The sequence below is a fragment of the Streptomyces sp. NBC_00984 genome (assembly GCF_045162475.1).
Classification (GTDB): Bacteria; Actinomycetota; Actinomycetes; order Streptomycetales; family Streptomycetaceae; genus Streptomyces.
In genome coordinates, this window is the sequence record NZ_CP108734.1 from 5,410,797 (window position 1) to 5,425,156 (window position 14,360).

Annotated in this window: 11 protein-coding genes; 9 read left to right on the top strand and 2 right to left on the bottom strand. The window is 71.2% G+C overall.

Going from position 1 to position 14,360, the window contains the following annotated elements:
• Window positions 1-30 precede the first annotated feature (30 nt).
• The 8 genes from OG520_RS24230 (at window position 31) to galK (ending at window position 12,407) form a co-directional block, all read left to right on the top strand.
• Entirely contained in the window at window positions 31-1,845 is a 1,815-nt protein-coding gene (locus tag OG520_RS24230; RefSeq protein WP_406016550.1) for a PQQ-binding-like beta-propeller repeat protein, read from the top strand.
• A gap of 297 nt (window positions 1,846-2,142) precedes the next feature.
• Entirely contained in the window at window positions 2,143-3,864 is a 1,722-nt protein-coding gene (locus OG520_RS24235; protein WP_406014581.1) for a PQQ-binding-like beta-propeller repeat protein, read from the top strand.
• Window positions 3,865-4,111: 247 nt separating this feature from the next.
• Complete coding sequence (locus OG520_RS24240; RefSeq protein WP_406014582.1) at window positions 4,112-5,932, top strand: PQQ-binding-like beta-propeller repeat protein; 1,821 nt, start codon at window positions 4,112-4,114, stop codon at window positions 5,930-5,932.
• Between the two features lie 133 nt (window positions 5,933-6,065).
• Window positions 6,066-7,967 carry a PQQ-binding-like beta-propeller repeat protein gene (locus OG520_RS24245; protein ID WP_406014583.1) on the top strand — a complete coding sequence of 634 codons (1,902 nt, stop codon included), beginning with the start codon at window positions 6,066-6,068 and terminating at the stop codon, window positions 7,965-7,967.
• Between the two features lie 312 nt (window positions 7,968-8,279).
• A complete protein-coding gene (locus OG520_RS24250) occupies window positions 8,280-8,972 on the top strand; it encodes a LuxR C-terminal-related transcriptional regulator (protein ID WP_406014584.1) in 693 nt (230 codons plus the stop codon).
• Between the two features lie 203 nt (window positions 8,973-9,175).
• Window positions 9,176-10,219, top strand: coding sequence for a galactose-1-phosphate uridylyltransferase (gene galT, locus OG520_RS24255; protein WP_399327987.1), 1,044 nt, complete (start codon window positions 9,176-9,178; stop codon window positions 10,217-10,219).
• On the top strand, window positions 10,216-11,196 hold the full coding sequence (galE, locus tag OG520_RS24260; protein WP_406014585.1) for a UDP-glucose 4-epimerase GalE: 981 nt from the start codon (window positions 10,216-10,218) through the stop codon (window positions 11,194-11,196). The genes galT and galE overlap by 4 nt, the downstream gene beginning before the upstream one ends.
• On the top strand, window positions 11,193-12,407 hold the full coding sequence (gene galK, locus OG520_RS24265; RefSeq protein WP_406014586.1) for a galactokinase: 1,215 nt from the start codon (window positions 11,193-11,195) through the stop codon (window positions 12,405-12,407). The genes galE and galK overlap by 4 nt, the downstream gene beginning before the upstream one ends.
• Here the strand turns inward: galK and OG520_RS24270 are convergent.
• On the bottom strand, window positions 12,382-12,825 hold the full coding sequence (locus tag OG520_RS24270) for a GNAT family N-acetyltransferase (RefSeq protein WP_399327981.1): 444 nt from the start codon (window positions 12,823-12,825) through the stop codon (window positions 12,382-12,384). The two genes, galK and OG520_RS24270, sit on opposite strands and share 26 nt — an antisense overlap.
• Before the next feature lie 269 nt (window positions 12,826-13,094).
• Between OG520_RS24270 and OG520_RS24275 the strand changes: the two genes are divergently transcribed.
• Entirely contained in the window at window positions 13,095-13,886 is a 792-nt protein-coding gene (locus OG520_RS24275) for a LuxR C-terminal-related transcriptional regulator (RefSeq protein ID WP_406014587.1), read from the top strand.
• Here the strand turns inward: OG520_RS24275 and OG520_RS24280 are convergent.
• On the bottom strand, window positions 13,845-14,342 hold the full coding sequence (locus OG520_RS24280; RefSeq protein WP_072487439.1) for a MarR family winged helix-turn-helix transcriptional regulator: 498 nt from the start codon (window positions 14,340-14,342) through the stop codon (window positions 13,845-13,847). The two genes, OG520_RS24275 and OG520_RS24280, sit on opposite strands and share 42 nt — an antisense overlap.
• Window positions 14,343-14,360 lie beyond the last annotated feature (18 nt).

The window sequence follows — 14,360 nt, forward strand, 5'->3', positions numbered from 1 at the left end:
GGAACGGTCCGCACGAAGGGGGACGTGCTGGTGACCCAGCCGCCCGGCCAGCAACCGCCGCAGGGGGGCTTCGGGGCTCCGTACGAGCCGCAACCCGGCCAGTACGGGCAGCCCCCACAGCCGTACGGGCAGCCCTCACAGCCGTACGGGCAGCCCTCACAGCCGTACGGGCAGCCCGCGCAGCCGTACGGGCAGCCCTCACAGCCGTACGGGCAGCCTCCGCAGCCGTACGGGCAGCCTCCGCAGCCGTACGGGCAGCCCTCACAGCCGTACGGGCAGCCCCCGCAGTCGTACGGACAGCAGACGCCGGGGGGTTACGGCGGGCCCGGATACGGCTATCCGCAGCCACAACCGCAACCACAACCGCAACCGCAGCCTCCCGGCGGGCCCGGTCGTGGCGGGCGTTTCAAGGGGAAGCCCGCGGTCGTGGTCGCCGCCGTGCTTGCCGTCTGCCTGATCGTGGGCGGCGGCGTCTGGTTCGCCACGAGCAAGGGCGACGGCGACCGCGAGAAGAAGCCCGTCGCCGGGCAGCCGAGCTCCTCGCCCCCCGCCGATGACGGCAAGGGCAAGGGCAAGGGCAAGGCGGTCGTGGACCGCGACACCGCCGAGAAGCTCAACGCCGGGCGCAAGTCCGGCGAGGCGAAGGTCCTCTGGATCCAGAAGAACGGTGTCGACCTGCCCCGCAACGGCTCCGACGCATACGGGCCCTGGATCGTCGGGGGCATCGTGGTCAAGGCCATGTACCGGACGGTGTCCGGCTATTCGGCCGTGGACGGTACGCGGAAGTGGAGTCTGCGTCTGCCGTCCGACGTCTGCGCCGCCCCCACACAGCCGACCGCCGACGGCAAGATCGTGATCGGGATCGAGCGCGGCACCGCGAGCGACGCGTCCTGCGAAAGCCTTCAGATGATCGACCTCGCCTCGGGGAAGGCGGGCTGGCGCAAGTCGTACGAGCGGCCCGGTCTCTGGGACGGGCTCTCCGACGTGGCGATGGCGATCAACGGAGACGTTCTGACCGTGGGACGGACCAGCCGGACGGATGCCTTCCGGGTCAGTGACGGCAAGGCGCTGTGGGGCAAACTGCCGGGCAACTGCCAGCCGTTCGGCTTCGCGAGCGGCCCACTGGGGATCGCCGCGGCCAGCTGCCAGACCGAGGCCGACGACCACAAGGAACAGCTGGTGGAGCGGATCGACCCGGTCAGCGGGAAGGTCCGGTGGAAGTACAAGGTCAAGAAGGGCTGGCAGGTCGACCAGTTCTACTCGGTCAGTCCACTGGTCGTCTCCCTGAGGAAGGGGGAGAAGAACTGGGCCATCGCCGTGCTCAACTCCGATGGCACGTACCGGTCCCAGCTGACCGGTGGCACCGACGACTACGAGACGCGGTGCGGCGGTGACCTGCTCACCCGGGGCAAGAACGTCGACAACTGCCTGGGGGTCGCGGCGGACGCGAACACCTTCTACATGGCGACGAAGCCCGAGTACGTCGGCTCCGACATGACCAACGCGGTCGTCGCCTTCGATCTGGCCACCGGCAAGTCCAAGTGGAAGGTTGCGGCACCTGCCGGGCAGACCCTGACGCCGATGCGGATGGAGGGCGGCAAGGTGCTGATCTACCTGGGCGCGACCAAGGGCACGGGGGGCGGCGTCATGTCGCTCGCCCCGACAGGCGGCACCCTCCAGCCGGTCCTGCGGCATCCGGCGTCGGCGGCCGAGGTGGAGCGCGGCTTCTCCACTCCCCGGGTCGCCTACGTGAACGGGCGCTCCCTGCTCATGCATGCCTTCGTCAGCGGAGTCACCGACGAGGAAGAGATCGCGATGAAGACCATGATCTCTTTCGGCGACTGACCGACTGACCGACTGGCTGGCTGGCTGATTGGTCGGCTGACTGGCAGTCAGTTCAGGTCGGGCGTAACGGGGACATCACCGGGCTGTTCCCCGTTGGGGACAGGGTGCGGACCGACCCGGTGTCCGCGGTGACGCGGGTGGTACAAAGAAGCCCCGCCCGACAGTCGTGACACCGCGGGATCCATGCCCGATCCGCTCCTTCCCGTGGAGCCCAGGGGGTTTGCCGCCCCTTCCGACTCCGCGGGATCGCGGGGGAGACCGGACCGGGCACCGGACCGCACGAAGGGGGACGTGCTGATGACCCAGCCGCCCGGCCAGCAACCGCCGCAGGGAGGCTTCGGGGCTCCGTACGATCCCCCGTCGGGTCCGTACGGGACCCAGCCGCCCGGTCAGACCGCGGGTCCGTACGGCACCCCCGCGCAGCCGGGCCCGTACGGCACGCAGCCGCCCGGCCCGTACGGCGCGCCGCCGCAGCCCGGTCCGTACGATGCGCCGACCCAGCCCGGTCCGTACGGCATGCAGCCGCAGCCGCAGCCCGGTCCCGCGGGAAGCGGTGGCGGCGGGTTCTTCCGGGGCAGGCGCGGGAAGGTCGTCGGTGCCGTGCTCGCGGTGGTGCTGCTGGCGGGCGGTGGCGTCTGGCTGGCCACGAGCGGCGGCGACGGGACGCAGCCCACGGCGAAGAAGAGCGCCGACCCCGGGCCCACCTCGCCCACCGACGACGGCAAGTCCAAGGGCAAGGACAAGAAGAAGGACCAGGGGCCGCGCGACCTCCGCCCGGAGGTCGACGGGATCAACGCCAAGCGCAAGCCGGGCGAGGCGAAGGTCCTCTGGCTCCAGGAGGGGGGCGTCGACCTGCCGCGCATCGGCTCGGACGTGTACGGCCCCTGGTTCGTCGGCGACACCGTCGTCAAGGCGATGTTCCACACCGTCTCCGGCTATTCGGTCGCCGACGGCAGTCAGAAGTGGAGCCTGCGCCTGCCGTCCGCCATGTGCGCGGCCCCCTCGCAGGCCACCGCCGACGGCAAGATCGTCCTCGGGATCGAGACCGGTCACGGCGACCAGGCGCTCTGCAACGGGCTCCAGATGGTCGACCTCACGACCGGCAAGGCCGGCTGGCACCGGACGTACGAGCGGCAGGGCACCTGGGACCTGCTCTCCGACCCCGCGATGGCGATCAACGGCGACACCGTGACCGTCGGGCGCAAGACCAGGACGGATGCCTTCCGGGTCGGCGACGGCAAGGTGCTCTTCGGGAAACTGCCGGGCAACTGCCAGCCGTTCGGCTTCGCGAGCGGCCCCGTCGCGGTCGCCGCGGCCAGCTGCCAGACGGCGGCGGACGACCACAAGGAACAGCTGGTGGAGCGGATCGACCCCGCGACCGGCAAGGTCCTGTGGACGTACAAGGTCAAGAAGGGCTGGGAGGTCGCGCAGTTCTACTCGGTCAGCCCGCTGGTCGTATCGCTGAAGAAGGGGCAGAACTGGGCCATCATCATGCTCAACGCGGACGGTACCTACCGCTCCCAACTGGTCGGTGGCACCGAGAACTACAAGACGCAGTGCGACACCGACGTCGTCTCCGTCGGCAAGAACCTCGACAACTGCCTCGGGGTGGCGGCCGACGACAGGACGGTCTACCTGGCGACCAAGCCCGACGAGTCCGACCCCGCCCCCACCAACAAGGTCGTCGCCTTCGATCTGGCCAGCGGCCAGACCAAGTGGAAGGCCGCGGCCCCCGCCGGGCAGACCCTGATGCCGATGCGGGTGGAGGGCGGCAAGGTGCTGATGTACCTGTCGCCGGCGAAGAACAAGGGCGGCGGCATCGCGTCCCTCCCGCCGACCGGCGGCACACCGCAGATGGTGCTCCGGCACCCGGCCTCGGGGGCGGAGGCCGAACGCGATCTCTTCGACACCCGGGTCGCCTACCTGAACGGCCGCTCTTTCCTCCTGAGCACGAGCATCACCGGGATCGAGGACGGGGACGAGATGCGGGCGAAGTCGATGGCGGCCTTCGGCAGCTGACGGGCAATGAGGCGTAACGGAGGCATCACGGGGCGGTTCTCCCTTGGGAACAGGGGGCGGACCGACCCGGTGCCCGAGGTCTTGCGGGTGGTACAAAGAAGCCCCGCTCGACTGACGTAACGCCGCGGGATCCATGCCTGATTCGCTCCTTTCCGGGAAATTCAGGGGGGTTTCGCCCCCGTGGTGCTCCGCGGAATCGCGGGGGAGACCGGACCGGGCACCGGACCGCACGAAGGGGGACGTGCTGATGACCCAGCCGCCCAGCCAGGAACCGCCGCAGGGCGGCTTCGGCGCGCCGCAGGAGCCGCCGCCGGGAAGTCCTCAGCCGCCCCAGGGCCCGCCGCAGACCCCGCCGCCCGCCCAGCCGGGCTACGGCTACCCGCAGGCACCCGCTCAGCCTCCGGGCCAGGCCCCCGGCTACGGCTACCCGCAGCAGCCGGCCCAGCAGCCCGGCCCGTACGGGCAGCAGCAGCCGGGCCCGTACGCCCAACAGCCGGGCCCCTACGCCCAGCAGCCGGGCCCGTACGCCCAACAGCCGGGTCCGTACGGCCAGCAGCCCGGTTACGGCTACCCGCAGCAGCAGTACCCCGGCGCACCGGCCCCCGTCGGTCCGGGCGGTGGCGGCTCCTCCAAGCGCAAGCCCGCGATCATCATCGGCGCCGCGGCCGCCGCGCTCCTCGTGATCGGCGGCGGCATCTTCGTCGCCACGAGCGGCGGAGACGACGACAAGAAGCCGATTGCGAAGGAGAGCGGGGACGCCAAGCCGAGCACCTCGCCCTCCGTCAACGAGGGCAACGGCAACGGTGACGGCGAGGGCCGCGGCGCCGACGGCGACCTCAACGCCGGGCGCAAGTCCGGCGAGGCGAAGGTCCTCTGGCTGCAGAAGAACGACGTCGACCTGCCGCGCGACGGCGCCGATGTGTACGGCCCCTGGGCGGTCGGCGACACGATCGTCAAGGCCATGTACCGCTCGGTCTCCGGCTACTCCGCGGCCGACGGCAAGCAGAAGTGGACCCTCAAGCTGCCCGCCGACCTGTGCGCGGCGCCCTCGCAGCCCGCGGCCGACGGCAAGATCGTCATCGGGGTCAAGAACGGCACCACCGACAAGGCGGACTGCGCGGATCTCCAGATGATCGACCTCAACACCGGCAAGGCCGGCTGGAAGAAGGCGATCAAGCAGAACGGCACCTGGGACTTCCTTTCGGACATCTCGCTGGCCATCAGCGGCGACACCGTGACGGTCGGGCGCACCGGGAACTCCAACGCCTACCGGGTCAGCGACGGCAAGGAACTGTTCGGCAAGCCGTCGGGCATCTGCCAGCCGTTCGCCTTCGCCGGCGGGTCCAAGCTCATCGCCGCCTCCAACTGCCGCGCCGGCGACTCCGTCAATCCGCAGCACCAGCTCCAGGAGCTCGACCCGGTCACGGGCAAGCCCCGGTGGACGTACCGGCCCAAGCGCGGCTGGGAGATCGACCGGGTCTACTCGGTGAACCCGCTGGTGGTCTCGCTGAAGAAGGACAAGCAGTGGAGCATCCTCTCGCTGAAGCAGAACGGGACCTTCCGCTCCGGCATCGTCAGCGACAAGGGCGACAAGTTCGCACCGGACTGCGGCAGCGCCTTCGCCATCTTCGGCAAGTCCCTCGACGGCTGCACCGGGGTCGCCGCCGACGCCAACACCTTCTACATGTCGACCACGCCGGACTCCAGCGGCACCGCCCGTACGAACAAGGTCGTGGCGTTCGACCTGAACACCGGCAAGCCCAAGTGGAAGGCCGCGGCCCCGGCCGAGCGCACGGTGAAGCCGCTGCGCATGGAGGGCGGCAACGTGCTGCTCTACATGGAGGCCGGCTACGAGAAGGGCGGCGGCATCGCCACCCTCGCACCGACCGGCGGCACCCCGCGGATGCTGCTGCAGCACCCCGCGTCGACGGCCGAGATCGAGAACGACTTCTACAACTCGAAGATCGTCTACGCGGACGGCCGCTCCTTCATCGCGAGCGGCCGGGTCAGCGCCAGGAACGACAAGGAAGAGCTGGAGACGAAGACCATGATGGCCTTCGGCAACTGACGGCTCACGAAGCCTTTCGGCGGCAGCTCCCGGCCGTCGGAGCCCCACGGCTCACGACCGGCGGCGGCCGGAGTACAACCGACCGCCGCCGGTCCCGTCCCACCGACTCCCTTTCCCCAGAGGTACGTACGCCATGACGCAGCCGCCCCAGCCGCCCAACGATCCGCCCCAGGGCGGATTCGGCGCCCCGCAGGACCCCCCGCCGGATGGATTCGGCGCCCCGACCCCGCCGCCCGCCGACCCGTTCGGCAAGCAGCCGGCCACCCCGCCCGCAGGCGGATTCGGCGCCCCGACTCCGCCGCCCGCCGCCGCCCAGCCGCCCGCCGGGGCCCCGCAGCAGCCGGGCCCCGGTTACGGCTATCCGCAGGGCCAGCAGCCGGGCTACGGCTACCCGCAGGGCCAGCCCCCGCAGCCCGGTTACGGCTACCCGCAGGCACCCGTGCCCGGCCAGCCGCAACAGGGTTACGGATTCCCGCAGGGCATGCCGCCCGGCCAGCCGCCGCAGCAGGGCTACGGCTACCCGACCACGCCGATGCAGCAGCCCCCGCAGCCGCCGCAGCCGAACGGGAACGGCAAGAAGTTCTCCACCCAGATGCAGATCATCGTCGCCGCCTCGGTCGCCGTGGTGCTGATCGTCGCCGGCGGCATCTGGTACTCCTCCGGCAGCGGTGACGACGGCAAGACGGACAAGGCGTCCCAGTCCAGCGGCTCCACCGAGGGCAAGAGCGGCGAGAACAAGGGCGGCGCCGCCGCCGATGGCCCCGGCAAGGAGAAGGCACCCGCGGACCCCAAGTCCAAGGTCGCCTTCCAGCTGCCGCTGCCGAAGGTCACCGACATCACCAAGGTCGACGGTTCCTGGCTGACCGACAAGGCGTACGTGAAGACCGGTCTCAACGAGATCGTCGCCTACGACCCGGCCAAGGGCACCAAGCTCTGGTCCATCCCGCTCGCGGGCCAGGTCTGTGCCGCCTCGCGGCACATGTCCAAGGACTACAAGACCGCCATCGCCTTCGAGCAGAGCAAGCCGACCAAGGCGACCAAGTACCCGCCGTGCAACCAGGTCGGCGCGATCGACCTGAGCACCGGCAAGCTGATGTGGAGCAAGTCGGTGACCGCCGCCACCAGCGGTGACGCAGCGGTCAGGTTCGAAGAGGTCACGCTCAGCGGCACCACGGTCGCCGCGGGCGGATCCGAGGGCGGCGCCGCCTTCGACCTGAACACCGGCGCCGAGCGCTGGAAGCCCAAGGCCACCACCGACGGCTGCTCCGACAGGGGATACGGCGGCGGCGAAGCACTCGCGGTGGTCCGTAAGTGCGGTTCGTACGACGACCCGCAGCTCGTCATCCAGGCGCTGAACCCCACCACCGGGGCGCCGATCTCCTCGTACAAGATGCCGCCCGGTGTCGACTACGCGAGCATCGTCTCCACCAAGCCGCTGGTCGTCGCGGCCGACGTCGGTGACACCGCCGGTGACGGCAGCGGCATTTCGGACTTCTTCTCCATCGACACCTCCACCGGCAAGCTGCTCACCCGGATCGCGGCGGACGGCGAGAAGTACGCCGCGCGCTGCGCCTCCGCCAAGGTCGAGAGCTGCAGCCAGCTGGCCGTGGGCAACAACCGGATCTACGTGCCGACCGAGGACCACGAGGGCACCGGCGAGTACGGCGACACCAACGAGATCGTCTCCTTCGACCTCACCACCGGCAAGCCGACCAGTGACAAGGCCGACGCGGGCGACCGCTACACGATGTTCCCGATCCGCATGGACGGCGGCAACATCATCGCGTACCGGGTCCCCCCGTACGACAAGGGCGGCCAGGTCGTCTCCATCGACGGCGCCACGTTCAAGCAGACGGTGCTGATGGAGAACCCGAGCGACGAGTCCATCCGTGACGCGGAGACCAGCTTCACGCCGGACTACTCCGAGTTCCGCTACAACGACGGGCACCTGTACCTGTCCAGCACGATGGTCAGCAAGCCGAGCGGCTCGCTGGACACGAGCCGCCGCCTGGTGGTCAGCTTCAGCAGGGACTAGCAACGGGGCGCATGCGCGCGGGGGTGGTGTCCGTTCGTCGGGCACCACCCCCGCGCACGTTCGGGAGCAGATGCGGGCCGGTCCTCTTCGGGCGCACGGGTCCCCCGGGAAGCGATCCGTAATGGTCGGCAGGCCGATGACAACGGTGACCAGTCGGACATGGCGCACCATCAACCGGTCCCGAACGCACGCCGATTCGGCGTTCTGGAGCCTTTTGGCCGGTAAGACGCCCCTGGCGTCGAACAAGCGTGTAGCTTGCCGGGTCAGGAAGGCCGGGGGGCCCGGTGTGCCGGTGCTACGGGGGTGTGCTCGATGGGCGTGCGGCTCATGGTGGTCGATGATCACAGACTGCTCGCCGAGGCGCTCGCCTCGGCGCTGAAACTGCGGGGCCATCGCGTCCTCGCGGCAGCCGCGCCGACTTCGGGGGCGGCGGAACTGGTGGTCAGCAGGGCCCCGGAGGTCTGCCTGTTCGGCACCGCGGCACCCGCCGAACCCGGCGCCTTCGACCCGATCGTACGGATCCGCCGCGAGCGCCCGCAGGTGGCCGTCGTGGTGCTCGGACCGGTGCCCAGCCCGCGCGGGATCGCGGCGGCGTTCGCCGCGGGTGCCGCGGGATACGTACGCCACGACGAGCGCATGGAGGGCGTCGAACGGGCGATGGTCAAGGCGCGGGCCGGCGAGGCGGCGGTGGCGCCGCAGCTCCTCCAGGGCGCCTTCGCCGAACTGCTCAATCCCGCCGCGGCGCCGGACGACGAGGGGCAGCGGCTGCTGCAGATGCTCACCCCGCGCGAGGTCGAGGTCCTGGTGCGGGTCGCCGAGGGGGAGGACACCCGGCTGATCGCGGCCGGGATGCGGATCGCGCCGAGCACCGCGCGTACGCATGTGCAGCGGGTGCTGATGAAGCTGGGCGTCGGCTCCCGTCTTGAGGCCGCGGCACTCGCGGCCCGCACGGGGCTGCTGGACCGCGCGGCACCGGTCGGTCGGCCGGACCGGCCGGACCGCTGAGTCGCGCCCCGCCCCGCTCGCCCGGCCTTCTCCGCGCCACGCAGACCCATCCACGCACAGCCATCCACGCACAGCCAGCCACGCACAGCCATCCACGCACGCCCGGATACCGGACCCTGGCCCATGCCGTCCGGCGTGGGCCACTCATTGACGCCTTTGTTGAGTTGTGGTTCATTGTGTTTGGTTATGTTTGGAGGAACCTGGTGAAGAAGACGGTTACGACGCTCGCCGACGGCCGGGAGCTGCTCTACTACGACGGCCGCGACGATGTCGTGCGCGACGCCGTCGACCGGCGCCCCCTCGACGCCGTATCGACCTCGTCCGAGATCCGTCGCGACCCGTTCCTCGGTGACAGCGTCGCCATCGCCTCGCACCGCCAGGGCCGCATCTACCACCCGCCGGCCGACGAGTGCCCGCTCTGCCCCTCGCGGGACGGCCGGCAGAGCGAGATCCCCGAGGCCGACTACGACGTCGCCGTCTTCGAGAACCGCTTCCCCTCGCTTGCCGGTGACTCCGGCCGCTGCGAGGTCGTCTGCTTCACCTCCGACCACGACGCGTCCTTCGCCGACCTCACCGAGGACCAGGCCGCCCTGGTCCTGGAGGCATGGACCGACCGCACCGCCGAACTCGCCGAACTCCCGCAGGTCAAGCAGGTGTTCTGCTTCGAGAACCGGGGCGCCGAGATCGGTGTCACGCTCGGCCACCCGCACGGTCAGATCTACGCGTACCCCTTCGTCACCCCACGCACCGAGCTGATGTTCCGCTCGATGGCGGCCCACCGCGCCGAGACCGGCGGCAATCTCTTCGACGACGTGGTGGCCCGCGAGGAGGCGGACGGCTCCCGGATCGTCATCGACGGCGAGCACTGGGTCGCCTTCGTGCCGTACGCCGCGCACTGGCCGTACGAGGTCCACCTCCACCCGCGCCGCCGCGTCCCCGACCTGCGGGAACTCGACGAGGCCGCGCGCACGGAGTTCCCACAGGTCTATCTGGAACTCTTGAGGCGATTCGACCGGATCTTCGGCCCCGGCGAGCCGCCGACCCCGTACATTTCGGCCTGGCACCAGGCCCCGTTCGGTGTTCCCGGACGGGAGGACTTCGGGCTCCATCTGGAGCTTTTCACCATCCGACGTACCTCCGGCAAGCTGAAGTTCCTCGCGGGTTCCGAATCCGGCATGAACGTGTTCATCAACGATGTGCCGCCGGAGGCCGCGGCCCAGCGACTGCGAGAGGTAGCGAGCGAGTGAGCAAGCCCCAGAAGAAGTACCTGGTCACGGGCGGCGCGGGATATGTCGGCAGCGTGGTCGCCCAGCACCTGCTGGAGGCCGGGCACGCGGTCACCGTTCTCGACGACCTCTCGACCGGGTTCCGGGAGGGCGTCCCGGCCGGGGCCGAGTTCATCGAGGGCCGCGTCCAGGACGCGGCGAAGTGGCTGGACCCCTCCTGCGACGGGGTGCTGCACTTCGCCGCGTACTCCCAGGTCGGCGAGTCCGTCACGGACCCGGAGAAGTACTGGGTGAACAACGTCGGCGGGTCCCTCGCGCTGCTCGCCGCGATGCGGGACGCCGGAGTGCGCACCCTGGTCTTCTCCTCCACCGCCGCCACCTACGGCGAACCCGTCACCACCCCCATCACCGAGTCCGACGCGACCGCGCCCACCAACCCCTACGGCGCCACCAAGCTCGCCGTCGACCACATGATCACCGGCGAGGCGGCCGCGCACGGACTGGCCGCGGTCTCGCTGCGCTACTTCAACGTGGCGGGCGCGTACGGCAGTTGCGGGGAGCGGCACAGCCCCGAGTCGCACCTCATCCCGCTGGTCCTCCAGGTCGCCCTCGGCCGGCGCGAGTCGATCTCCGTGTACGGCGACGACTACCCGACCCCCGACGGCACCTGCGTCCGCGACTACATCCATGTCGCCGACCTCGCCGAGGCCCACCTGCTGGCCCTGGACGCGGCCACCGCGGGCGAGCACCTGATCTGCAACCTCGGCAACGGCAACGGCTTCTCGGTGCGCGAGGTCATCGAGACCGTCCGCGAGGTCACCGGCCACCCCGTCCCGGAGACCGCGGCCCCCCGCCGCGCCGGTGACCCCGCCGTGCTGGTCGCCTCCGCCGCCACCGCCAGGGAGCGGCTCGGCTGGTCGCCGTCCCGCGCCGACCTGACCGGAATCGTCACCGACGCCTGGACGTTCGCCCGCCGAGAGGAGCCCACCGCCCCATGACCGAGAACAGTGAGCCGACCGCCTCCCTCGCCGAGAACGGCGAGTTGACCGCCTCCTTCACCGAGCTGTACGGGCGCGCGCCCGAAGGGATCTGGGCGGCCCCCGGCCGGGTCAACCTGATCGGCGAGTACACCGACTTCAACGACGGCTTCGTGATGCCGCTCGCCCTGCCGCACACCGCACGCGCGGCCGTCGCCCGCCGCACCGACGGCGAACTGCGGCTCCACTCGACCGACGTACCCGGTGGCGTGGTCCAGCTCCGGCTCGACGACCTGGCCCCGCACGAGGGACACGGCTGGGCGGCCTACCCCGCCGGAGTCGTCTGGGCACTGCGCGAGGCCGGCCACCCGGTCACCGGGGCGGACATCCAGCTCACCTCCACCGTTCCCACCGGCGCGGGCCTGTCCTCCTCCGCCGCGCTGGAGGTCGTCACCGCGCTCGCCCTGAACGACCTCTTCGAACTCGAGCTCTCCGCCCAGCAGTTGGCGGTTCTCGGCCAGCGCGCCGAGAACGACTTCGTGGGCGTGCCCTGCGGGGTCATGGACCAGATGGCATCCGCCTGCTGTACCGAGGGCCACGCCCTGCATCTGGACACCCGCGACCTCACCCGGCGTCAGGTTCCCTTCGACCTGGCCGCCCACGGACTGCGGCTGCTCGTGGTCGACACCCAGGTCAAGCACGCGCTCGGTGACGGCGCGTACGCCGAGCGGCGGGCCGGCTGCGAGGCGGGCGCGGCGGCGCTCGGCGTACGGACGCTGCGCGAGGTGCCGTACGACGGCCTCGGCGCGGCCCTGGACACCCTGGCCATGGCCGACGTCGACGAGTCCGTGGTGCGCTACGTACGCCATGTGGTCAGCGACAACCAGCGGGTGGAGCAGGTCATCGCGCTGCTCGACGCGGGCGACGTGCGGGCCGTGGGCCCGGTCCTCGACGCGGGGCACGCCTCGCTCCGCGACGATCTGCGGGTCTCCTGCCCGGAGCTGGACCTGGTGGTGTCGGCGGCCGGCGAGGCCGGCGCGCTCGGTGCCCGGATGACCGGCGGCGGCTTCGGCGGTTCGGCGATCGTGCTGGTGGCGGAGGAGCAGGCGGACACGGTCTCCAAGTCCGTGCTGGAGGCGTTCGCCTCGGCGGGTCACGCGACGCCGCGGATCTTCCCGGCCGTGCCCTCGGCGGGTGCCCGCCGGCTCAGCCGAGTTCCTTCGTCAGGATGAACTCGGTGACCCCGGGCGGGTAGTTCTCGACCCGCCCGCTCACCTCGTAGCCCCGTTCCCGGTAGAAGTCCGGCGCCTGGAAACCCCAGGTCTCCAGCCGGGAGCGGGTGCAGGCCCGGTCCGCCCCGGCCACCCGCTCCGCCTCCGCGAGCAGCAGCGAGCCCAGGCCCCTGCCGCGGTGGCGGGCATCCACCCAGAGCTGGTCCACATGGAGCCAGTACGCCCAGGTGCGGCCGGTCAGTCCACCGGCGACGGCGCCCTCGATGTCCAGCGCCCATACCTCCAACGGGAGTTCCCGCCCGGCGGGGCCGGTGCGCAGCGCGCGCAGCTCCGGGGAGCCGGCCGTGTTGTCGTCGCGCAGTCGCCGGCCCAGCAAGGTACGCCGCCCTTTGTCCACTTCTGTCTCAAGACGAAACATGGACCACACCTTAGAACCGCCCGGAGCCGGTCAGTTCTGCGAATTGCCTTCCGTCACGGCCCGCCGGCCGTACCCTGATGCACAGCACCGGTGGGGGCCGGTGCTGATTCAGGGGTACGAGACAGTCGGGTGCGGCGCCCGGGGGTGGGTGGCGGTCGGGACACGGCGGCGGCCGTGGAACCATGGTCCATCTCCCCGATCCGGGCGTCGTACCCGCGCTGATCGGTCCCTTTCGGCGGGCCCGGGGGTGGCCCGGGAGCAGACGCGGCATGGGGGTGCCTGTGGTTCGTATCCGGGTTCTCGTGGTGGACGACCACCGTATTTTCGCCGAGTCGCTCGCAGCGGCACTGGCGGCCGAGCCGGACGTGGAGGTGGCGGCGGCGGGCAACGGCCCCGCCGCGCTGCGGTGCCTGGAGCGGGCCGCCGCCGAGGGGCGCGGCTACGACGTGATGCTGGTCGATGCCGAGCTGGGCATCCTGGGCCCGGCGGGAGACCGCCGGGCGCCGGTCCCGGTCCCCGCCGACGGGGAGAACGCCCCGGTGGACGGCATCTCCCTGGTGGCCGGGGTCCGTTCGGGCCGGCCGTCCGTGCGCACGGTGGTGCTCGCCGAGAAGGACGACCCGCGCCGGGCCGCGCTGGCACTGCAGGCCGGTGCCTTCGGCTGGGTCGCCAAGGACTGCTCGCTGCAACGGCTGCTCGTGGTCATCCGCGGGGTGCTGCGGGACGAGACACATCTGCCCCCGGCGCTGCTCACCGGCGTGCTGCGGGAGCTGACGGCGGCGCGCAAGCACCGCACCGAGAGCGAGCAGCTGGTCGAGTCCCTGACCCCGCGCGAACGCGAGGTGCTGCGCTGCATGGTGGCGGGCCTGGGCCGCAAGGCGGTGGCCGAGCGGCTCTTCCTCTCCCCGCACACGGTCCGTACCCATATGCAGAACGTGCTGGGGAAACTGGGCGTGCACTCCACCCTGGCCGCGGTCGCCCTGGCCCGACGCGCGGGCGTCGGCCCGGCCGGACCTGCTCTAGCCGGGAATGTTGTCGAACGGGGCGGTCAACTGGCGTAGCAGTCCGGCCAGTTCGCCCCGTTGCTGGGTGGAGAGCTCGCTCAGGATGGCGCGCTCCTGGGCGAGCAGTCCGGCCAGTGACTGGTCGGCCTTGTCGCGGCCCTCGGCGGTGAGCCGGACGAGCACGCCACGGCGGTCGCTGGGGTCGGGGAGGCGCTCGACGAGGTTCTTCTTGGTCAGGCGGTCGATGCGGTTGGTCATCGTGCCGGAGGTGACCAGGGTCTGGGTGAGGAGCTGGCCGGGGGAGAGCTGGTAGGGGGCGCCGGCGCGACGCAGGGACGTCAGTACGTCGAACTCCCAGGGCTCCAGATTGTGCTCGGAGAAGGCGATCCGGCGGGCCCGGTCCAGATGGCGGGCCAGGCGGGAGACGCGGCTGAGCACCTCGAGTGGTTCCACGTCGAGGTCGGGGCGCTCGCGGCGCCATGCAGCGACCAGTCGGTCGACCTCGTCCTCCATGTGGATCAGTGTAGAGGG